A 21,465-nucleotide genomic window follows, 5' to 3' on the forward strand; every position below is an offset into this window, starting at 1 on the left:
AAGAGAGCTTAAAACATGGAGAGAGGAATCGAATATATGGAACGATATGAAGCCATTGGACTGATCGAAACATTTGGCCTGGTATTTGTCCTGGAAGCAGCGGACGCCATGTGCAAGGCGGCGGATGTGGAATTGATCGGCTATGAGAACGTGGCCTCAGGATACATATCCGTCCTGGTGCGGGGGGATGTGGGCGCCTGCAAGACAGCTGTGGAGGCGGGGGTTAAGGCTGTGGAGGCCATGGGAGCAGAGGTATACAGCTCGGTAGTGATCCCAAGACCCCACCCGCACCTGGAAAAGATCATCGCCCGCTACTCACTGGAAAGCCTTTTGCCCGGGAAAGGGTGTGCGTCATGAAATTCGTTGACAAGGACCTGCTTTCCGTACAGGAAGCCAGAATCCTGATGGAACACGCAGGGGAGGCAAGAAAGGCCCTGGCGCTTTTTGACCAGGAAAAACTGGATTTTGGGGTGACGGCCATTCTGGATGGGATAAAAGGCTGTCTGAACGAATTGGCCCTTAAGTCCGCTGAGGAAACAGGTTACGGAAACCAACGGGATAAATACAGGAAAAACCGTCTTATCTTAAGCCGGATACAGGAAAAACTTGCCGGTATGCGCTGTGTGGGGCTGCTGGAGGAGGATCCGGACAGAAAGACTGCAAAGATTGGTGTCCCCATTGGAGTGGTCGCCGCCCTGGTTCCGGCCACAAGTCCGGTATCCACAACGCTGTTCCTGGCAGCGATCGCTGTAAAATCCGGCAATGCGGTGGTGTTCGCCCCCCATCCCAGGGCGGAAAAAACAGTGCAAAAAACAGTGGAAATACTGGCTGAGGCTGCAAAGGAAGCAGGGCTTCCTGAGGGAACTATTTCCTGTCTGAATACGGTGACAAAGGAAGGAACAGCCCAGCTGCTCTGCCATCCGTTTACATCCCTTGTGATCAATACAGGGATTCCCGGGCTGCTAAATGCATCCCGGGAGAGCAAAAAGCCGTTTATCTGCGGAGGGATCGGTCCCAGTCCTGTGTTTATTGAGCGGACAGCCGATGTGAGGCAGGCTGTGAAGGATATTATTGAAAGCCGCAGTTTTGACTGCGGGACATCGGCGGCAGCGGAACAGTATGTGGTGGCCGACCACCAGATTGCAGAGGATGCGAGACGGGAAATGCTGACCTTAGGTGCATACTTTATGAACCGGACAGAGGAAGAACAGCTGATGGGCCTGCTGTGCCGGGAAAATGGCGGCAGGGATCCGGAGTACATGGGCAAGCCTGCCCTATGGCTGGCCGAAAAGGCGGGATTCACCGTGCCTGAGGGTACCAGGGTCTTGGTATCCCAGCAGAAATACATCACTGAGTTTAATCCATATGCCGGGGCGCTGTTATGCCCGGTGCTGGTGTTTTACATAGAAAATGACTGGATGCACGCATGCGAAAAATGCATGGAGCTGCTGGTCAATGAGAGCAGCGGCCATACCCTGGTCATTCATTCCAGGGACGAGGATGTGATCCGCCAGTTCATGCTAAAAAAACCTGTGGGAAGGGTCCTGATCAACACGCCGGCATCCTTTGGAGCCATGGGTGCAACCACCAACCTGTTTCCTTCCATGACTCTTGGAGGACTCACTGCCGGTTTGGGAATCACTTCCGACAACGTATCTCCCATGAACCTGGTGTACATAAGAAGTGCAGCCTGGGGCGTGAGGGGGATCCGGGACCTGGATCCATTGGATCAATGGGAAGGCATGGAAAGGGAAAAGATAGAGGAACCGGAAAAAGATAGTAAGGAAGCAGGAAAAGATAATAAGGAAGCTGTGGATGTAGCAGGACTGCTGAAAACCATATTGGAGCAGCTGGAATATAAATAAGCTGAAAGCGAGGGGAATAGATTGGATATTCGTGAATTTTCAAATAAATTGGCGGAAGCCGCAAAGACCATGTCTCCGGAAGAAAAAGCTTCACTGATGAAGATGTTTGAAGCTGTTTCTGACGAGATTACAAAAGTAGGGGCTGACCAGACAGGCAAGGCTTCACAGGGGGCTGCGGCTGACCGGATCGTTACAGAGGGAACCTCCATACCGGACGGTATGACGGCCCGCCTCCAGGCACTGAAGGATAATTACCTTACCCATAAACCAACCATCACAACACACCGGGCAAGAGCCATTACAAAGATTGCCGGTGAAAACCCGGGAATGCCTAAAATCATGCTTCGGGCCAAATGTTTCCGCTATTGCTGCGAGACGGCTCCCCTGGTTATCCAGGACCATGAGCTGATTGTAGGCGCACCCTGCGGCGCGCCCAGGGCAGGAGCATTTTCACCGGATATTGCCTGGAGATGGATGGAGGACGAGATCGACACGATTGGTTCCAGACCACAGGATCCATTCTACATATCAGAGGAAGACAAGAAGATCATGAGGGAGGAACTGTTTCCGTTCTGGAAAGGGAAATCCGTGGATGAGTACTGCGAGGACCAGTACCGCGAAGCCGGTGTTTGGGAACTTTCCGGTGAGTCCTTTGTTTCCGACTGTTCCTACCACGCATTAAACGGAGGCGGTGACTCCAATCCCGGCTATGATGTGATCCTGATGAAAAAGGGAATGCTGGATATCCAGAAGGAGGCCATGGATCATCTGGCAGAGCTGGATTACCAGAACCCTGATGATATTGAAAAGATCTATTTTTATAAATCCATTATGGACACCACAGAGGGCGTGATGATCTATGCCAGAAGGATGTCCGAATACGCAAAGGAACTGGCTCAAAAGGAGTCAGATCCCAAGAGAAAAGCTGAACTGCTGGAAATATCCAGGGTCAATACCCGTGTTCCCGCTCATAAGCCGGAGACCTTCTGGGAGGCGATACAGGCAGTATGGACCATTGAGTCCCTTTTGGTGGTGGAGGAGAACCAGACCGGTATGTCCATCGGCCGTGTGGACCAGTATATGTATCCCTATTATAAGGGGGATATTGACAGCGGACGCCTGAACGATTTCCAGGCCTTTGAACTGGCGGGCTGTATGCTGATCAAGATGTCTGAGATGATGTGGATCACCAGCGAAGGCGGCTCCAAGTTCTTTGCGGGTTACCAGCCCTTTGTCAACATGTGTGTGGGCGGAGTGACCAGGGAAGGAAGGGATGCCACCAATGAACTGACCTACCTGCTCATGGACGCGGTACGCCATGTGAAGATCTATCAGCCGTCTCTGGCCTGCCGTATCCACAATAAGTCCCCGAAAAAGTATCTGAAAAAGATCGTGGACGTGGTACGTTCTGGCATGGGCTTTCCAGCCTGCCATTTTGACGATGCCCATATTAAAATGATGCTGGCCAAGGGCGTATCCATTGAGGATGCAAGGGATTACTGCCTTATGGGCTGCGTGGAGCCGCAGAAATCGGGACGTCTGTACCAGTGGACCTCCACTGCTTATACCCAGTGGCCGATCTGTATTGAGCTGGTGTTAAACCACGGCACGCCTCTGTGGTACGGCAAGCAGGTCTGCCCGGACATGGGGGATCTAAGCGGCTTTAAGACCTATGAAGAATTTGAGGCAGCGGTTAAGGAAGAGATCAGGTACATCACCAAGTGGACGGATGTGGCCACGGTGATCTCCCAGCGCGTCCACAGGGAGCTTGCGCCAAAGCCTCTCATGTCCATCATGTACGAGGGGTGTATGGAAAAAGCAAAGGATGTCTCAGCAGGAGGAGCCATGTACAACTTTGGACCGGGCGTGGTTTGGTCCGGCCTGGCCACCTATGCGGATTCCATGGCAGCCATTAAAAAGCTGGTATTTGATGATAAGAAATACACGCTGGAACAGATGAATGAAGCATTAAAGGCGGATTTTAAAGGCTATGAGCAGATCCGCACAGACTGCCTGAACGCTCCCAAGTACGGCAATGATGATGATTACGCCGACCTGATCGCAGCTGATCTGGTGACCTTTACCGAGCACGAGCACCGGAAATACAAGACTCTTTATTCTGTTCTGAGCCACGGAACCCTGTCCATTTCCAATAATACCCCCTTTGGCCAGATGACAGGAGCCTCCGCCAACGGCCGCCATGCCTGGCTGCCGCTCAGCGATGGGATCAGCCCCAGCCAGGGCGCCGACTACAAGGGACCGACAGCCATTATCAAGTCCGTGTCCAAAATGTCCAATGACAGTATGAATATTGGAATGGTACATAACTTTAAGATCATGGCAGGACTTTTAGACACCCCGGAGGGTGAGGAGAGCCTGGTTACCCTGCTGCGCACGGCCTGCATGTTGGGCAACGGCGAGATGCAGTTTAACTACCTGGACAACAACACCCTGATCGAGGCACAGAAGCATCCGGAACAGTACCGTGACCTGATCGTCCGGGTGGCCGGCTACAGCGCTTTTTTTGTGGAGCTGTGCAAGGATGTACAGGATGAGATCATAAGCAGAACCATGCTTACACATTTTTAAGGCGTTTGATGCCATGAATGGAGATAGGAAGATGGAACAGACAAATACGGGAGAGATAGAACGGAAAGCCCTGATCTTTAATGTGCAGAAGTACAACATGTATGACGGCCCCGGAATCCGTACCATTGTGTTTTTTAAAGGCTGTCCTCTGCGCTGTAAATGGTGTTCAAACCCTGAGGGGCTGGACAGGAAAATCCAGGTCATGTTTAAGAGGAATTCCTGTACGGACTGCGGCGCCTGTGTCAATGTCTGCCCGGTGGGTATCCACGTATTGTCAAAAGAGACCGGAACGCATATGATCCGGAGGGATATTGACTGTATCGGATGCCGCAAATGCAAGGACAGCTGTCCCCAGTCGGCACTTGAGATAACAGGAGAGACAAAGACCATTTCCCAGCTGTTAAAGCTGGTGGAGGAGGACTCCGCCTTTTATGAGACGTCCGGCGGCGGTGTGACCCTAAGCGGCGGGGAATGCACTTCCCAGCCCGAGGCGGCCAAAAGCCTGCTTATGGCCTGCAAGGAGGAGGGCATCAACACAGCCATTGAAACCTGCGGCCATGTTAAGACAGAAAAGCTGCTGCAGATCGCCGGGTATGTGGACCTGTTTCTTTATGACATGAAGCATATGGACCCGGTCCGCCACAATGAACTCACAGGCATCAGCAATGAGCTGATCCTGTTTAACTTAAATGAACTGCTGCGCCACAGGCACAATGTAAAAGTCCGGATGCCCATGTTAAAAGGGATCAATGACAGCAGGGAGGAGATCGACCAGATCATCCAATTCCTCCTTCCCTACCGGGGCAGCAAGAATTTTAAAGGGATCGACCTGCTGCCCTATCACAAGATGGGCGTGAATAAATATAAACAGCTTGATAAGCCATACACCATCGAGGGCGACCCCAGCCTCAGCGGGGAAGAGCTGGACCGGATCGAGGGATGGATCAGGGAATACGATTTCCCTGTCAAGGTGGTGCGGCATTGAACGGCAGTACTGACCAGCCACTGATCAGCGGCGGACCGGATGCCGCAAACAGTTGGGAAAGGAGCTGACAGGGATGTGCCTTGCAGATAACAGGGATGTCAGAAGAGTGATTGAGGAATCGGTGCCGGGCAAACAGGTGACCATTGCACATGTGATCGCCTCGCCGGTGCCGGAAGTTTATGAGTGCCTTGGCATTGATGCCCTGGGAGCCATTGGCATTTTGACCTTAAGTCCTTTTGAAACAGCCATCATAGCGGCGGATATTGCGGCCAAAGCATCCAATGTGCAGATCGGGTTCCTGGACCGGTTCACCGGATCCGTGGTGGTTACCGGGGATGTGGAAAGCGTGGATACGGCCCTGAGAGCGGTAAACAGTACATTGTCAGGGCTTCTGGGATTTAATGTAGCGGAGATCACAAGGACGTGAGGAATAAGCGGATCATGATAATCGGAGCCGGGCGGAGCGGGAAAAGCTCCCTGGGAAGATGGCTGGACCAACAGGATTGGTTCCCGGGCGCTGCCCGGGGGGAAAACCCGGACAGCTGGAACAGGCGTACTCCCACCCTGGTGTACAGGGGCGCGGTCATCGAGGCGCCGGGCGCCTATTTGGAAAGTCCCTGGATGCGCCATCACCTCATAGCAGCGGCCCAGGACGCCTGCTGTGTGCTGATGCTGGCGGATTCCACGGGAAAAAGAGAGATTTATCCGCCGGGATTTGCCAGGGTGTTTCCCTGTACGGTCCTGGGCGTTGTCACAAAATGCGACCTGACGGCTTCGGATGGCAGACGAATGGAGGCCTGTTTTAAGCAGCTTGCCAGGGCCGGAATCAGGAACCCCTTTCTAAGGACCAGCATATTGGACCAGACAGGTCTGAAAGCACTGGGAAGGGAAGTGAAAGGCTGTCTTGAGGCAGCCGGAATAAAAGAGAAAGCGGAATGAAAGAGCCAATGTTATAGAATGATTGACGGAAAGGAGGGACAGAACATGGAAGAATTTATAATGAACACAAAGATCTATATGGGAAAAGCATGTCTTTCCCGGCTGAGCGGCCTGGAAATCAAAAAGGCATATATTATATGCGATCCATTTATGGAGAAATCAGGAAAAGCAGCGGAGATAGCAGGATTGTTAAAAGAGACAGGGGCTGACAGCCGGATCTTTTCAAAGGTTGTGCCGGATCCCACCATCCAGGTGGTGACACAGGGAATTGAGGAAATGGGAGCGTTTGAACCGGATACCGTGATCGCTTTAGGCGGCGGTTCGGCCATTGATACGGCCAAGGCCGTGTGCCATCTTTATGCGGCCATGAAGCAGGAAAAGCGTCCGTACCTGGCGGCAGTTCCCACTACCAGCGGGACCGGAAGCGAGGTCACATCCTTTGCGGTGATATCCGATCCCCAGGCACAGGCCAAATATCCCCTGAGGGATCCTGCCATGGTGCCGAATGCGGCTTTTCTGGATCCTGAGCTTACAGCCACCGTGCCGCCGCAGATCACAGCGGATACGGGGATGGATGTATTGACCCATGCACTGGAGGCCTATGTTTCCACCAGGTCCGGGGACTTTACGGACGCCTGCGCGGAAAAAGCGGTCCGCATGGTTTGGAAATATCTGGAACAGGCAGTGGCGGATGGAGGCAACATGGAGGCCAGAGAGCACATGCACAATGCTTCCTGCCTGGCGGGAGTTGCATTTAACGGCGCTTCCCTGGGAATCTGCCACAGTCTGGCTCATGCTTTGGGAGCGCGTTTCCATATCCCTCATGGGAGAAGCAACGCCATCCTGCTGCCGCACGTGATCGCATACAATGCAGGGCTTGAGGAGGCCGGTGAGACAGAGGCGCTTTTGCGTTATGCCCAGATAGCCAATATGCTGGGGATCTCCGCCGGTACAGAGAAGGCCACGGTCCACTGTCTTATACGGCAGATACGGAATCTGATGAAGCGCATCGGCATTCCGGAGCAGGTCACGGAATTGGGAGTAGAGCGTGAAGAATTTGGACAGTGGGTGGAAGATATGGCAGGAAAGGCACTTCAGGACAACTGTACGGCGACCAATCCGAGAAAACCTGAACTGAAAGAATTGGAAGACATATATGGGAGGCTTTGCAAAGGGGGCCTGGGATGAAATTCATAACAGAGGATGACCTGCGCCTGGCCTATAAATCCGTGCCCTTTACCTCCTATGTGATCATGCCGCAGGAACGGCTGACCCCTGGGGGAAGGCAATTTCTCATTGACCGCCAAATCAGGATTTGTGATTTCAACCCGCCGGATCCGGGGGAAGCCGGGCCGGGGAGGAAAGAGGACATCAGGTTATCTGGGGCAGACTGCAAAATTTCTTCGGACACTGCCGCCTTCATCCGAACTGTTCAGGCGCTGCTTTTGCAGACAGGTTCCGACCTGCTGGAGATCAATGTACTTACCGCCCAGGAGATATTCACACTGGAGCGGCGGGTGGCAGGACTTTTAAAGGAGCGCCCGGCCCAAGGTCCGGAATGTACAGGCTGTGCGGGTATCACGCCGGACAACTGGGACTGTCTGCTGGAAGACTGCTTTGAAGTCACCGGATTTCACGCCCAATCCCCCAGAGGGCGTGAGATTGTCCGCCTCCATCTCCTGCGGTGTACCCTGCGCCAACTGGCGGGAAAGATCCCCGAACACCAAAGGAAACTTGTTTACCCTGTGATCAACCGTCTGTCCCAGATGATCTGTCTGGCGTTTGGAGGAAATACATGTCAAAAGAAGCATTAACATTTGAAGCCTGTGACCGGCTGGTCAGGGAGTTTGAAAACGTGATCAAAAAACCTGTAAGAGGACACTCCGCCGTATACTATACGGGTGTGGATCTGGGAACTGCCTGCGTGGTGGTATCGGTCCTGGATGAAGATCTCCGCCCGGTGGCCGGTTCCTACCGCTATGCGGATGTGGTCAGGGACGGAATGGTGGTGGACTACATCGGTGCGATCCGTATTGTAAGGGAAATGAAGGAAGAACTGGAGAAAAAGCTGGGAACTGAACTGGTCTATGCGGCGGCCGCCATTCCTCCGGGCACGGATGCCCTGGATTCCGGCGCCATCAAAAATGTGGTCCAGGGTGCGGGCTTTGAGATCACAGCCCTGCCTGATGAGCCTACTGCAGCCAATGCGGTCCTGAATATACGAAATGGCGCTGTGGTTGATATCGGAGGAGGCACCACAGGCATCTCAGTGCTGAAGGATGGAAAGGTGGTTTACGTGGCGGATGAACCCACGGGCGGGACTCATTTTTCGCTGGTGATATCAGGTGCGTATCAATTGTCCTTTGAGGAAGCGGATGCTTACAAACGGGACCGGAAAAACCACAGGGAACTGCTGCCGGTATTAAAACCAGTGATTGAAAAGGTCTCCGCCATCATCAGCCGCCATATTGAGGGCAGGGATGTGGACGGGATCTATTTGGTGGGGGGAACCTGCTGCCTCACGGGAATCGAGGAGATCATAGAGAAGAAAACCGGGATCCCCACCTATAAGCCGGCAAACCCCATGTTTGTAACACCCCTTGGAATTGCGAAAAATTGCGCGAGCGCCTGCGGATGACGGACGCTGAGCCCGGTCTGCCAAGGAGAACTGAGCAGAAAGTAAAGGAAAGAACCAATGGAATACCGAATCATAAAATCGCCCACCCAGGGCACCATTGACATACTGTGCCGCAGAAAGGGGTCCGGTGCTTCAAAAACCATGGACTACCCGGATGCCATCGGCCTGATACAGGGCAGGATGATTGAAATGGTCTGTGCGGCCGATGTGGCGGAAAAGGCAGTGGGAGTAACGGTGGAGGATATACGGGGCAACTGCCCCCAGAACATGATCCTGCTGGCAATCTTCGGTGACACGGCTTCTGTGGAGGCTGCCCTGGATGAGATACGCAAAAAGGAGAAGGAGGGAAAGAAAGAGTGGTAACTGCAAGACTGATCGATAACATATGGGCCACCAGAAAGGCGGAGGCTCTCAACGGCTGCAAGCTGATGCTGGCCCAGGTGATCGGAGGAGCCAGAGCCGGGGAACAGCTGGTTGTGGTAGACACCATCAGCGCAGGCATTGGAGACAGGGTCATGATTACCACAGGTTCCTCTGCCCGCCGGATGCTTAAGGATGATGAGATTCCGGTGGACGCCGTTGTGGTTGGAATTATAGACGAGGACTGCACCTTTGATATGGAGCATGCATAAGATGCGCTCCTGAAAAGGCAGCGGTAATTGCAGAGAGGAAGTGAGGGTATGAAACAGCTGGTTTGCGCAAAAGACGTGGAAACCCTGAAGGAGGAAGGAAAGACAGAGTACTGTATCTGTGAGGGCGCGATCATCACACCTTCCGCAAGGGATGCAGCTGACTCCTTTGGAATTACATTTTCATATAAAAAGGAAAGCGGTGGGGGAAATGCCCCATCAATAAGCCGGGACATAGACAGCGGCCAGATCTATATGGTGCTAAAGGCCCTGATGGATAAGGGATTGTTAAACAAGGGACTTTTAGACGGGATCCTTGATCCCTACGATTCACAGCGCCACCCAAATGGCCTTAAGGTCGTGCGCGGTGATTCAGTAAAAATGGATGTGTTTGACACGGGAAACCCGGAGGCAAAGGTTTATTTCCAGGAATTGGTAAGCAAGGAGGAATCCCATATCAGCGCCGGTTTTCTGGTGATCGACCACTCGGACTTCCAGTGGGAACTGACCTATGAGGAGATCGACTATGTGATTGAGGGCACTCTGACCGTAACCATTGACGGAACAACGTACTGCGCCCATGCAGGGGATGTGCTGTTTGTCCCGTCCGGCTCTAAGGTGGTCTGGGGGTCACCGGACAAGGCAAGGATATTCTACGCCACCTATCCGGCAAACTGGGCAGACCTGGTATAGGAGGTAGAAGATGCAGGCCCTTGGATTAATAGAAACAAAAGGATTGCTGGCAGCCATAGAAGCGGCGGATGCCATGTTAAAAGCAGCGGACGTCAGTATCCTTGAAACGATAAAAGTGGGCGGCGGGCGCATGAATGTGTCCGTAACCGGGGACGTGGCAGCTGTAAAGGCGGCTGTGGACGCGGCCGGGGCAGCAGTGGAACGCCTGGGAGCGGGACTGCTTCTATCCAGCCATGTGATTCCCCGGCCCCACGAGGAATTGGAGACAGTGATCGGCGGGCCGCCGCCCGGGAAACCGCCAACGGGCGGCATTGGGGCTGAAGGGGATGCGGAAAGCACAGAGGATGCGGCCGGAGCAGAGGGTGCGGCCGGAGCAGAGGATGCGGCCGGAGTAGAGGATGCAGGCTGCATAAATGCAGCAAAAGACCGGGAATATGCGGACAATGTACAGGATTGGGAGGAACCAACGCCCCCCATTATCTTCACAACCGCCCCGGACCGCCCCGCACTGGACTGTCTGGCCGCCGAATCAGGAGCGGAAACAGCTGTTCGGGCTCTTGTCAGCCTGAAGGTAACAGAACTTAGGGCACTGGCAAGGGAGTACCCGGAGCTTGGCATTGGAGGCCGGGAAATTTCCAAGGCAAATAAGACCTTGCTGCTGACGGAGTTTAAGGCATTTTATGACAGGACAGAGCAGTAAATAAGCAAAGAGAGGGAATTCTTACATGGAAAATTTTGATTACGATCTGCAATCCATTCAGGAAGCCAGGGATTTGGCACGCCGTGGAGAAGCAGCAGCAAAACAGATGGCTGGTTATACCAGTGAACAGATAGACCGGATATTACAGAACATGGTCAAAACCGCGGAGGAACATGCCGCCTGCCTGGCCCAGATGGCGGTGGAGGAGACCGGTTTTGGAAAGGTTCTTGATAAGACCTATAAAAATCATGCGGCATCCACCCTTCTTTATAATGATATAAAAGAGATGAATACCGTGGGGATCATATGTGAGGACAAGGATAAGGGAACCATGGATGTGGCGGAGCCGGTTGGCCTGATCATGGGCATCGTACCATCCACCAATCCCACCTCCACTGTTATCTACAAGTCCATGATCGCCATAAAGGCTGGCAATGCCATTGTGTTCTCACCCCACCCTTCAGCTGCAAAATGTACCCTGAAGGCAGCAGAACTAATGGGCCGGGCAGCTGAGGAGGCGGGAGCGCCTGAAGGTGTGATCAGCTGCATTTCCATGCCCACCATGGGTGCCACCAATGAACTTATGCACTGCAAGGAAGTATCCATCATCATTGCCACCGGCGGACCAGGCATGGTAAAGGCGGCTTACAGCGCAGGAAAGCCGGCCATTGGTGTGGGCGCCGGCAACTCACCGGCTTACATTGAAAGGACTGCTGATGTGCGCCATGCGGTCAGGACCATCATAGCCAGCAAGACTTTTGACAATGGAACTATCTGTGCATCCGAGCAGTCCATCATCTGCGAGGAATGCAACCATGACCAGGTGGTGGCTGAATTAAAAGCCCAGGGCGGATATTTTATGACAAAGGAAGAGACCGAAAAGGTGTGCAGCCTGCTGTTTAAAAACGGCCACAGCATGAACGCCAAATTTGTGGGCCGCTCTCCCCGGATGATTGCCGAAAAAGCGGGGATCACTATTCCGGAAGGCACAAAAGTCCTGATCGGTGAACAGGGCGGCGTGGGGGAGGGATACCCGCTGTCCTATGAAAAGCTGACCACCGTGCTGGCATTTTACACGGTAAAGGACTGGAAGGAAGCCTGCAAACTGAGCATGGATCTGCTGCAAAACGGCATTGGCCATACCATGAGCTTACATACCCAGGACCGCGGCATGGTGCTTAAGTTTGCAGCCAAGCCGGCATCCAGGATTCTGGTGAATACAGGCGGAAGCCAGGGCGGAACAGGAATCAGCACAGGCCTTAATGTGGCATTTACGCTGGGATGCGGAACCTGCGGCGGAAGCTCTGTTTCGGAGAATGTAAGTCCCATGCAGCTGATCAATATAAAGAAGGTGGCTTACGGCCTGAAAGACTGCGTAACCCTGATGGAAGATGACAAAACCTTCCGTCCGGACGCGGCTGTTTCAATGCCTGCTCCGGTTTCCGCTCCCAAGGCGCCTTTGGCCTGCTCAAGCTGCGGAGGGAGTATGAGTCCGGCGGCAATCGTGGCAGCCTATGAAGCGAGGAATCATGCAGAGGAACATACGGGCAGCCCGGCCCCATCCGGTGCAGCACCTGCATGCGAAGATGAAAAATTGGCAGCCCTGGTGCGCCAGCTGATCACTACCATGAAAAACCAGCAGGATGCGTAAGGAAAAGGAGACAGCATGGATCAGTATGAGGCAATAATCAGGCTTTTGATGAAAGCTGCAAAGGAGGATGCTTTGGGCAGTCAGGCCAATGGTCAGGATAGCGGTCAGGCCGGTGGTCAGTGCCCTGAGAAGGACGACAGGATCCCTGTAGGCATCTCCAACCGTCATGTACACCTTTCCCGTGAAGATCTGTCGGATCTCTTTGGTGCAGGGTATGAGCTGACAAAGATGAAGGATTTGTCCCAGCCGGGACAATATGCGTGCAAGGAGACAGTTACGATTTGCGGTCCCAAGGGTGCTATTGAGAAGGTCCGGATCCTGGGACCGGTGCGCCCAAGGACACAGGTGGAGATCCTGTCCGGAGACTCCTTTAAACTGGGGATCAAGGCTCCTGCAAGGCTGTCCGGGGACCTGGACAAAACGCCGGGAATTACCATTATAGGCCCCAGGGGCTCTGTCCAGACAAAGGAAGGGTTGATGGCCGCGCAGCGGCATATCCATATGCTGCCCCAGGATGCTGCCCGGTTTGGGGTGCATGACGGACAGAATGTAAGCCTGGAAATAGACGGGATCCGCGGCGGCATTTTGAGAAACACCATTGTGCGCGTAACCGGCCAGTCCGGTCTGGAATGCCACATTGATACGGAGGAAGCCAATGCCCTGGGGCTGGATTCTTCTTGCACTGTAAAGATCATTAAATAAAATAAAAACATAATAGAAATTTCAGGAGGACAATCAAATGAAGTATGATGCATTAGGAATGATCGAAACAAAGGGACTGGTAGGTTCTATCGAAGCAGCTGACGCAATGGTAAAGGCAGCAAATGTTACGCTGATCGGCAAGGAGTTTGTGGGCGGCGGCCTGGTAACCGTAATGGTAAGAGGCGATGTGGGCGCTGTCAAGGCAGCCACTGATGCCGGTGCAGCGGCAGCCCAGAGAGTGGGAGAACTGGTGTCCGTACACGTGATTCCGCGTCCCCATGCGGAGGTGGAGGTCATTCTTCCGGCTGTAAAGGAAGTATAGCCGTAACAGGTTAGGGACCAGATCAGGTTTTGGAAATGCTGCTCATGCCAATGGGCAGCATTTTTTGTGGCTGATTTTCAGCCGCATCCTGATACAAGGATTGCATTTTTCGCCATTAAGTGGTAGGATAAAGCATATCGAGTTAAGAACAGCCGGTGCCGGTGTCTGCTTTGGCAGACAATGGATAATAGGGAAACAGGTGAAAAACCTGTACGATCTCGTCACTGTAAGTAAGGAGCGCATGACCTGTGTCATGTACGGTCACTGATCCGAAGCGGATTGGGAAGGCGGTTATGCGTGTTGATCTGCAAGTCAGGAAACCTGCCAGCTGTTGGTACAGGAATACACTTCCAAATCACGAGTAATTGGTTGTGCCGGTCTGTGGTGCTTCGGAGCGTTCCTATGTTTAAACCATTCATATGTTTTAAACGGCGCATACGTTTCAACCGCGGATTTCTGACTCTTAGACATGGACAGATTTTTTTGCTTTGGAGATACATATAGTTTGCAGGGCAGGAGACTTTGGGCGGATACATACACGCAAAGAAAACTTCTGCTGCTTGTTTTTGCGAAAAACTGCCGGTTTGAGATATCATCAGATACTGGGGAGGATCCTCCAGTACATTCCTATACCTTTTATAGACCGATATTGTGTTACAAAAAAAGGAGGAAAAGGAAGATGAAAATGAAAAAACTGGTAGTTTTATTTGCGTTAGCAGCCCTGTCAACCACAGTGATGGCCGGGTGTTCAGGCGGGCAGAAGGAGACGGCTGCCGCCGGCGCAGCCCCGGAGACGACCGCGGAGACAACTGCAAAGGAAACTGATTCAGAAACCACAACAGCAGAGGAAACAATGGCAGAAGAAAACACAGCTGAAGAGGATGAGGAAAACTACGACACAGGTGATGCGTCCCTGGACAATACCAGAAATCAGGACGAGATCGGTGAGAACGAACTTCTGGTGGTCAGCTTTGGCACCAGCTATAATGATAACAGGCGTCTTACAGTGGGAGCCATTGAGGATGCCATTGAGAAGGCGTTCCCGGATTATTCCGTGAGAAGAGGATTTACCAGCCAGATCATCATTGACCATGTAAAATCCAGGGATCAGGTCTCCATTGATAATGTGGGGGAAGCATTGGATCGCGCGGTTGACAATAAAGTTAAGAACCTGGTGATCCAGCCGACCCATTTGATGAATGGATTGGAATATACGGATCTTGTGAATGAAGTGGCGGAGTACTCGGATGCGTTTGAGAAGGTTGCAGTGGGAGAGCCTCTGCTTACCACAGATGATGATTTTAAGGCTGTGATCAAGGCTATCACAGAGGCAACAGCCGAGTATGATGACGGAGAGACCGCCATTTGCTTTATGGGTCATGGCACTGAGGCGGAATCCAATCAGGTTTACTCTAAGATGCAGGACATGCTGACAGATGCAGGCTATAACAATTATTATGTGGGAACAGTGGAGGCATCTCCCACGGTTGAGGATGTTCTGGCAGCTGTTCAGGCCGGCGGCTACAAAAAGGTAGTGCTGGAGCCGTTAATGATTGTTGCAGGTGATCATGCCAACAATGATATGGCGGGGGACGAAGAGGGATCCTGGAAAAAGACCTTCGAGGACGCCGGATATGAGGTGACATGCCTTGTCCGCGGACTTGGGGAGATGGAAGCCATACAGCAGCTCTTTGTGGAGCATGCCAAGGCTGCGGTTGAAAGTCTGTCAAAGTAAATCAAAAGGAAGAATGGGCGGTCGGGGAAGTTTGCTGATCGCCCTTTTAAAGGTGGAACGCATATGAGTTTATATAAAGACAGTTTATGTAAGACCTATTTACGTAAGGCCAGTTTATATAGGACACGATTAGCGGCAGTTATATTTGCCATGAGCCTGATGGCTGCCGGCTGCGGGGGAACAGCTTCCCCAGATAATTCCGGTGGGGCGGTGACCGGGGCACCAGGGACCATGGGATCAGCAAAGGAATCGGAAGAGAACGGAGAGTCCATGGAAACCGGAGAGTCCATGGAAACCGGAGAAGCCAAAGAAAACAGGGAAGCGGATCATGAAAGCGAGCCGGTCTACGGCGATGAATTGAAAGACGGCGTCTATCCGATTGCGGTGGAGTCCAGCTCCAATATGTTCCGCATCACCGAATGCGAACTTACGGTCAAGGACGGCTCCATGAGCGCGGTCATGACCATGGGGGGCACGGGGTACCTGAAGCTGTATATGGGTACCGGGGAGGAAGCCCAAAAGGCTTCTGATCAGGATTTTATCCCCTATGTGGAGACAAAGGACGGAGTACATACATTTACGGTGCCTGTGGCAGCCTTGGATCAGGAGATAGACTGCAGCGCCTTCAGTAAGAATAAAGAGAAATGGTATGACCGGGTCCTGGTGTTCCGATCCCAATCCCTTCCGCTGGATGCATTTGCGGACAGTAAGATGACAACGGTTGAGAGCCTGAAGCTGGAGGATGGGTCCTACACCGTGGAAGTGAAGCTGGAAGGAGGTTCCGGTCGGGCCGCAGTGGAGTCTCCCACAGTGCTTCGTGTGGAAGATGGAAAGGCATTGGCAACCATTATCTGGGGAAGTTCCAATTATGATTATATGAAAGTGGATGAAGAGAAATTTGAACTGATCAACACGGAAGGCAATTCCGCCTTTGAGATCCCGGTAAATAGCTTTGACTGGAAAATCCCCGTGATCGCAGACACCATTGCCATGAGCCAGCCCCATGAGATCAGCTACACACTGATCTTTGACTCTTCAACACTAAAAAGGGCTGAATGATGAAAAAAAACAGATATTGTTTAATACTGGCGCTGGTTGCCCTGATTTTTTCCGTCCTTTGGGGCTGTTCTCCTAAAAGAGGTCCGTCCATAACGCCCCAGGCCGTGACATCTCAGTCCACAACGCCTAAGTCCGCAGGAAAATGGAGTGAGCAGACAATCCGCCGCACCATGGAACTTCTCTATGCGGACCAGTTTTCAGTGGATTATTATGATGACAACTATGCCATGATCACCATTAAGGACAACAGGCGCTACCTGGTGGTGCCGGAGGACCGGGAGCCATGGGAAGGGCTTCCTGATGATGTGACAGTGATCAGGCAGCCCTTAAAGAATATCTATTTGGCAGCCACCTCAGCCATGGATCTATTTCGCAGTCTGGACAGCGTGGACCGGATCACCCTGTCCGGGACAGATGCCTCAGGATGGTATATCCGGGAGGCAAGGAAGGCTATGGAGGAGGGCAGGATGCTTTTTGCCGGCAAATACAATGCGCCGGATTATGAACGGATCCTGTCAGGCTCATGTGACCTGGCCATTGAATCCACTATGATCTACCATTCGCCCGAGGTAAAGGAACAGTTGGAAAAGCTGGGGATCCCCGTGTTTGTGGAGCGTTCCAGCTATGAGAACCACCCATTGGGGCGGATGGAGTGGGTAAAGCTGTACGGGGTGATGTTGGGCAGAGAGGAATTGGCAGAGTCCTGTTTTAAAGAGCAGGTGGAACATCTGCAGCCGGTGATGGATCAGGAGGAAACCGGCAAGACAGTGGCTTTTTTCTATATCAGCTCCAACGGATATGTGAATGTGAGAAAATCCGGGGACTATGTGGCCAGGATGATCGACCTTGCAGGAGGAACCTATGTGCCGCAGGATCTGGACGAACATAAAAATGCCCTGTCCACTATGAACATGCAGATGGAGGCCTTTTATGCGGCGGTAAAGGATGCGGACTGTCTTATTTACAACAGCACGATCGATGGGGAACTGAGATCACTGGATGAGCTTCTGGATAAAAGCAGCCTGCTGGCTGATTTTAAGGCGGTTAAAGAGGGAAATGTGTGGTGTACGGGGAAGAACCTGTTCCAGGAAACCATGGGACTGGGGGATATGATCCTGGACATTCACAGGATCCTTACAGAGGACGAACCCAAACCACAGGAAATGAATTACATATACCGGCTGGAATAAGCTGACAAATAAGGAGTTGCCCCTATGACAAAAAGGACATATACAAGATACGCGGTTTCCTTTGCATTTCTGACAGCCATGCTGATCCTATTGCTTTTCTGGAATATCAATTCGGGCAGCGTCCACCTGTCGGCGGGGGAAATAGGGAAAATACTGGCAGATCAAACAGGAGATAGCACCGCCTATCATATTGTATGGGATATACGGCTTCCCAGGATCCTGGCCGTTGTTATTCTGGGAGGGGCATTGTCCGTGTCCGGTTTCCTGCTCCAGACCTTTTTTGCCAATCCCATTGCAGGTCCCTTTGTGCTGGGTATCTCTTCCGGCGCCAAACTGGTGGTATCCCTGCTGATGATCTTCATGCTGGGAAAGGGGATGTCCGTCAACTCCGCTGCCATGATCCTGGCAGCCTTTGCAGGCGCCATGATCTCCATGGGTTTTGTCCTTCTTATATCCGGCAAGGTAAAGAAGATGTCCATGCTGGTCATATGCGGGGTGATGATCGGTTATATCTGTTCCGCCATAACGGATTTTGCGGTAACCTTTGCTGATGATGCCAATATTGTGAATCTTCACAACTGGTCTATGGGAAGTTTTTCAGGGATGTCCTGGGAAAATATCCGGGTCATGACAGGGGTCGTCCTCCTGTCGCTATTCCTGGTGTTCCTCATGGCAAAACCCATCAGCGCATATCAGCTGGGAGAGGTGTACGCACAGAACATGGGGGTCAATATCCTGAGATTTAGAGTGGCGTTGATCCTGATGTCCAGCATTCTCTCAGCCTGCGTGACAGCATTTGCAGGCCCTATCTCCTTTGTAGGGATCGCGGTGCCCCACCTGGTAAAGAGCCTGTTTAAGACGGCCAGGCCAATCATGGTGATTCCCGGATGTTTTTTAGGCGGAGCGGTTTTCTGCCTGTTCTGTGATCTGGTTGCCAGGACCGTATTTACGCCCACAGAGCTCAGTATCAGTTCGGTCACGGCAGTGTTTGGCGCGCCCATTGTCATCTATATGATGGTGCGGGGCAGAAAAGGAATGCAGTAGGGTGAAGATATGCAGTGAGGTGAAGGAGATAATGGCAGAGGATTACATTTTTACAGAAAATATGACAGTGGGTTATGGCAGGATTCCCCTGATCGAACAGATTGAACTCCATGTGAGGCGGGGAGAGATCGTTACCCTGATCGGGCCAAACGGTGCGGGAAAGTCCACGATTTTGAAAAGTATCATCCGGCAGCTGGGCCTTCTTGGGGGGACCGTATACCTGGATGGACAGTCCATGGAGGGAATGACGGAAAAGCAGATCGCAAGACGCATGTCGGTTCTGATGACTGAGCGGATCCGCCCGGAGCTTATGACCTGCAAGGATGTGGTGGGCACGGGCAGATATCCTTACACGGGAAGGCTGGGGATCCTTACGGCTGCGGATCATGAAAAGGTGAGGGAGGCCATGGAACTGGTACATGCCGGGGAATTGGCAGACCGGGATTTTATGGAGATCAGCGATGGACAAAAACAGAGGATCCTTCTGGCGCGTGCCATCTGCCAGGAGCCCGAGGCAATTGTTCTGGATGAACCAACCTCCTTTTTAGATATACGTCATAAGCTGGAACTGCTGACCATCCTTAAAGACCTGGTCCGCGAAAAAAAGGTGGCAGTGCTCATGTCCCTCCATGAACTGGATCTGGCCCAGAAGCTTTCGGATTTTGTTGTATGTGTAAAGGGAAATGCCATTGAACGCTGCGGTACTCCGGAAGAGATCTTTGTATCTTCCTATATCAAAGAACTTTATGGCATTACCAAGGGAAGCTATCATGCGGAAATGGGCTGTCTTGAGATGGAGCCGGTGAAAGGAGAGCCAAAAGTTTTTGTCATAGGCGGAAACGGAAGCGGTATACCGGTTTACAGGAGACTGCAGCGCCAGGGAATCCCCTTTGCCGCCGGTATCCTTCACGAGAATGATATGGATTATCCCGTAGCAAAGGCCCTGGCATCGGAGGTGATATCAGAAATCCCCTTTGAGCCCATCCGGGATACAACCTACGAGCGGGCAGTCTCTGTGCTAAAATCCTGTGAACAGGTAATTTGCTGCCTTTCCGGGTTTGGGACCCTGAATGAAAAGAACAGGGAACTGGCTGAAGTGAAAACATGCCTGAAGGATTTGAGAAGGATTTAAAGACCAGAAATTTATGGAAGCTCGATTTTTGTCAAAGACGTGTCGATGGAAAATTTTGGATGGATCGTCCCGTTTGGCTTGACGCATTCATGGGGATATTGTACACTGGTTAATATAGTATTAAGAACTTTGAATACTTGCAACTGTTACTATCAACATTGAATTCTGCAAATGATTAAATGGGGGTATTGGTATGAGACAGGTCTTAATAATAAGTAAACAGCATGAAACCGTAACTGAATTGGCATTGATCATCCGTTCACTGGGATTTAAACATATTGACAGTGCGTCTGACAGTAAGATGGTCCACACAAAGCTTTACCATAATCCGCCCAGTGTTATTATCTGTGACATGGACATGAACCAGGAGGAACTGACTGTAATAAAGAGGATCCTATCAGGTCCGCTTGCCCGTATTGTCCTTATGCTCACGCCAAAATCAAATGCTGATACGCGTTACCTGGAGCAGATGGGCGGCGAGGCGTCACATTTTCTTATGTCGCCCATGGACAAGGGGAAGCTTCATTATGCATTGGACACGATCTTGGGAGCCGAATAGGCTCCCTTTTTTTGATGCCATGCAAGGAATTCTGATGCCTTGGCATGCGGATTCATGGAATACCCCTCTGCGCGACATGGGAGCATACCCCTCTGCGCGACATGGGAGCATACCCTCTGCGCGATACGGGAAGGATATCCCTCAGCGCGATGTGGGAAGGATATCCTTTATGGCGATCTGGGGATGGTGATACCGGGGGCGGTCTGACAGCGGGCCGCCGATACGGATAGCTTGGCGGGGACACCAGTGAAAGCAGGCCAGGCAATGGATGCAATTCTTTTCCCAGCAGGGAGTGCTGCCTGTTAGGGTGATATTGGAAGCAGGGCATACCCTTTGGCAGATGCCGCACCCGGAACATGCTGCTTGTTCCACATGGAAATGGTTGGGATTTACCACAAGATTAGTGCCGATCATCTTCACGGCCAGAGCCTGCAGACGCTCTGTTGGAACTGCTGCCGGGGGGAAGGCCTGCCTTCGGTTTTTAATAAAGGCGCTGATCTCCTTGATGGAATGGGAAAAACCCTTAAGTCTTTTTTCAGATTCGGCCAGGGGAGTGATCAGCGCATTACCGGGCATGTTCAGGGTGAAGCCGGCGCACAGGCGGTTGCCCTGTTTTTGGAGCTGCTTGTCCAGTGTGGTCAGACTAATGCCGGGAACGCCGTTGCAGGTAGCAATGGCAAATATATAGGCTTCAGGACGGAAGGTCATTTTTTGGATACATGTAAGAAATTCCCTTGGTATATCGGCAAAATAGACAGGAAATATAAAACCCACAGTGTCATCATCCGTATGGATATGGGACATTATGCGGATTTCCCTGAAAGAATACAGGGAGACAGGATCCTGCCTGCCCTGGATAGAGCGGCCGGCCGGTTCCCTGACCAGCTTTTTGGCCGGTTTAACGGCTAGTTCTTTGACCAGTTCCCTGGCGGTAAACAGGCTGTTGCCTGTGGCGGATAGATAATAGATTTTCATGGTTGCGCCTCCTTGTTTAAGTGATACGCAACCATTATACAGGTTGTACTATGGTACA

23 protein-coding genes and 1 riboswitch are annotated in these 21,465 nt (G+C 52.1%); of the genes, 22 read left to right on the top strand and 1 reads right to left on the bottom strand.

The genetic code is table 11. The annotated features are described in order from the left end of the window. The first annotated feature begins 36 nt into the window (after nt 1–36). The 22 genes from ABID13_RS04270 (at nt 37) to ABID13_RS04375 (ending at nt 20,432) form a co-directional block, all read left to right on the top strand. Nucleotides 37–357, top strand: coding sequence for a BMC domain-containing protein (locus ABID13_RS04270; protein WP_007859106.1), 321 nt, complete (start codon nt 37–39; stop codon nt 355–357). Next, nucleotides 354–1,865, top strand: coding sequence for an aldehyde dehydrogenase family protein (locus ABID13_RS04275; protein ID WP_048930248.1), 1,512 nt, complete (start codon nt 354–356; stop codon nt 1,863–1,865). The genes ABID13_RS04270 and ABID13_RS04275 overlap by 4 nt, the downstream gene beginning before the upstream one ends. Nucleotides 1,866–1,886: 21 nt before the next feature. Beyond that, the gene (cutC, locus tag ABID13_RS04280; RefSeq protein WP_048930247.1) at nt 1,887–4,454 is read left to right on the top strand and encodes a choline trimethylamine-lyase; all 2,568 of its coding nucleotides are present in this window, start codon (nt 1,887–1,889) and stop codon (nt 4,452–4,454) included. 31 nt (nt 4,455–4,485) lie between these two features. Next, nucleotides 4,486–5,439, top strand: a complete 954-nt coding sequence (gene cutD / locus ABID13_RS04285) for a choline TMA-lyase-activating enzyme (RefSeq protein ID WP_007859103.1) — start codon at nt 4,486–4,488, stop codon at nt 5,437–5,439. A 73-nt stretch (nt 5,440–5,512) separates the two neighbouring features. Beyond that, entirely contained in the window at nt 5,513–5,866 is a 354-nt protein-coding gene (locus tag ABID13_RS04290) for a BMC domain-containing protein (RefSeq protein ID WP_048930246.1), read from the top strand. After that, complete coding sequence (locus tag ABID13_RS04295) at nt 5,863–6,378, top strand: EutP/PduV family microcompartment system protein (protein ID WP_045092126.1); 516 nt, start codon at nt 5,863–5,865, stop codon at nt 6,376–6,378. Before ABID13_RS04290 ends, ABID13_RS04295 begins: the two co-directional genes overlap by 4 nt. A 45-nt stretch (nt 6,379–6,423) precedes the next feature. Beyond that, nucleotides 6,424–7,566: a 1-propanol dehydrogenase PduQ gene (locus ABID13_RS04300; protein ID WP_048930328.1), complete on the top strand. Its 1,143-nt coding sequence runs from the start codon at nt 6,424–6,426 to the stop codon at nt 7,564–7,566. Further along, entirely contained in the window at nt 7,563–8,192 is a 630-nt protein-coding gene (locus ABID13_RS04305; RefSeq protein ID WP_048930245.1) for a hypothetical protein, read from the top strand. Before ABID13_RS04300 ends, ABID13_RS04305 begins: the two co-directional genes overlap by 4 nt. Continuing rightward, nucleotides 8,174–9,016 carry an ethanolamine utilization protein EutJ gene (gene eutJ, locus ABID13_RS04310; protein ID WP_007859095.1) on the top strand — a complete coding sequence of 281 codons (843 nt, stop codon included), beginning with the start codon at nt 8,174–8,176 and terminating at the stop codon, nt 9,014–9,016. Before ABID13_RS04305 ends, eutJ begins: the two co-directional genes overlap by 19 nt. Nucleotides 9,017–9,073: 57 nt before the next feature. After that, on the top strand, nt 9,074–9,379 hold the full coding sequence (locus ABID13_RS04315) for a BMC domain-containing protein (protein ID WP_048930244.1): 306 nt from the start codon (nt 9,074–9,076) through the stop codon (nt 9,377–9,379). Continuing rightward, nucleotides 9,373–9,648, top strand: a complete 276-nt coding sequence (locus tag ABID13_RS04320; RefSeq protein ID WP_007859088.1) for a EutN/CcmL family microcompartment protein — start codon at nt 9,373–9,375, stop codon at nt 9,646–9,648. The genes ABID13_RS04315 and ABID13_RS04320 overlap by 7 nt, the downstream gene beginning before the upstream one ends. 48 nt (nt 9,649–9,696) lie before the next feature. Continuing rightward, nucleotides 9,697–10,338 carry a cupin domain-containing protein gene (locus ABID13_RS04325; RefSeq protein ID WP_007859087.1) on the top strand — a complete coding sequence of 214 codons (642 nt, stop codon included), beginning with the start codon at nt 9,697–9,699 and terminating at the stop codon, nt 10,336–10,338. Between the two features lie 10 nt (nt 10,339–10,348). Then, nucleotides 10,349–11,038: a BMC domain-containing protein gene (locus tag ABID13_RS04330; RefSeq protein ID WP_048930243.1), complete on the top strand. Its 690-nt coding sequence runs from the start codon at nt 10,349–10,351 to the stop codon at nt 11,036–11,038. Nucleotides 11,039–11,063: 25 nt separating this feature from the next. Beyond that, nucleotides 11,064–12,689, top strand: a complete 1,626-nt coding sequence (locus tag ABID13_RS04335; RefSeq protein ID WP_048930242.1) for an acetaldehyde dehydrogenase (acetylating) — start codon at nt 11,064–11,066, stop codon at nt 12,687–12,689. Between the two features lie 15 nt (nt 12,690–12,704). Next, on the top strand, nt 12,705–13,391 hold the full coding sequence (locus tag ABID13_RS04340; protein WP_048930241.1) for a phosphate propanoyltransferase: 687 nt from the start codon (nt 12,705–12,707) through the stop codon (nt 13,389–13,391). A 37-nt stretch (nt 13,392–13,428) separates the two neighbouring features. Continuing rightward, complete coding sequence (eutM, locus tag ABID13_RS04345) at nt 13,429–13,713, top strand: ethanolamine utilization microcompartment protein EutM (RefSeq protein ID WP_007859079.1); 285 nt, start codon at nt 13,429–13,431, stop codon at nt 13,711–13,713. Between the two features lie 136 nt (nt 13,714–13,849). Beyond that, nucleotides 13,850–14,056, top strand: a riboswitch (cobalamin riboswitch). Nucleotides 14,057–14,392: 336 nt separating this feature from the next. Further along, the gene (locus ABID13_RS04350; protein ID WP_048930240.1) at nt 14,393–15,448 is read left to right on the top strand and encodes a sirohydrochlorin cobaltochelatase; all 1,056 of its coding nucleotides are present in this window, start codon (nt 14,393–14,395) and stop codon (nt 15,446–15,448) included. Nucleotides 15,449–15,511: 63 nt separating this feature from the next. Next, the gene (locus ABID13_RS04355) at nt 15,512–16,507 is read left to right on the top strand and encodes a hypothetical protein (RefSeq protein WP_048930239.1); all 996 of its coding nucleotides are present in this window, start codon (nt 15,512–15,514) and stop codon (nt 16,505–16,507) included. After that, on the top strand, nt 16,504–17,697 hold the full coding sequence (locus tag ABID13_RS04360) for an ABC transporter substrate-binding protein (protein ID WP_048930238.1): 1,194 nt from the start codon (nt 16,504–16,506) through the stop codon (nt 17,695–17,697). The genes ABID13_RS04355 and ABID13_RS04360 overlap by 4 nt, the downstream gene beginning before the upstream one ends. A gap of 24 nt (nt 17,698–17,721) precedes the next feature. After that, nucleotides 17,722–18,741, top strand: coding sequence for a FecCD family ABC transporter permease (locus tag ABID13_RS04365; protein WP_048930237.1), 1,020 nt, complete (start codon nt 17,722–17,724; stop codon nt 18,739–18,741). A gap of 31 nt (nt 18,742–18,772) precedes the next feature. Further along, on the top strand, nt 18,773–19,873 hold the full coding sequence (locus tag ABID13_RS04370; protein ID WP_048930327.1) for an ABC transporter ATP-binding protein: 1,101 nt from the start codon (nt 18,773–18,775) through the stop codon (nt 19,871–19,873). A 193-nt stretch (nt 19,874–20,066) separates the two neighbouring features. Next, a complete protein-coding gene (locus ABID13_RS04375) occupies nt 20,067–20,432 on the top strand; it encodes a response regulator (protein ID WP_048930236.1) in 366 nt (121 codons plus the stop codon). 141 nt (nt 20,433–20,573) lie between these two features. Here the strand turns inward: ABID13_RS04375 and ABID13_RS04380 are convergent, their stop codons facing one another. Next, nucleotides 20,574–21,407 (bottom strand): EFR1 family ferrodoxin, encoded by an 834-nt coding sequence (locus tag ABID13_RS04380; RefSeq protein WP_048930235.1) that lies wholly within the window; start codon nt 21,405–21,407, stop codon nt 20,574–20,576. Nucleotides 21,408–21,465: the final 58 nt, after the last annotated feature.

The organism is Enterocloster citroniae (assembly GCF_040545455.1).
GTDB classification, from domain to species: Bacteria; Bacillota; Clostridia; order Lachnospirales; family Lachnospiraceae; genus Enterocloster; species Enterocloster citroniae.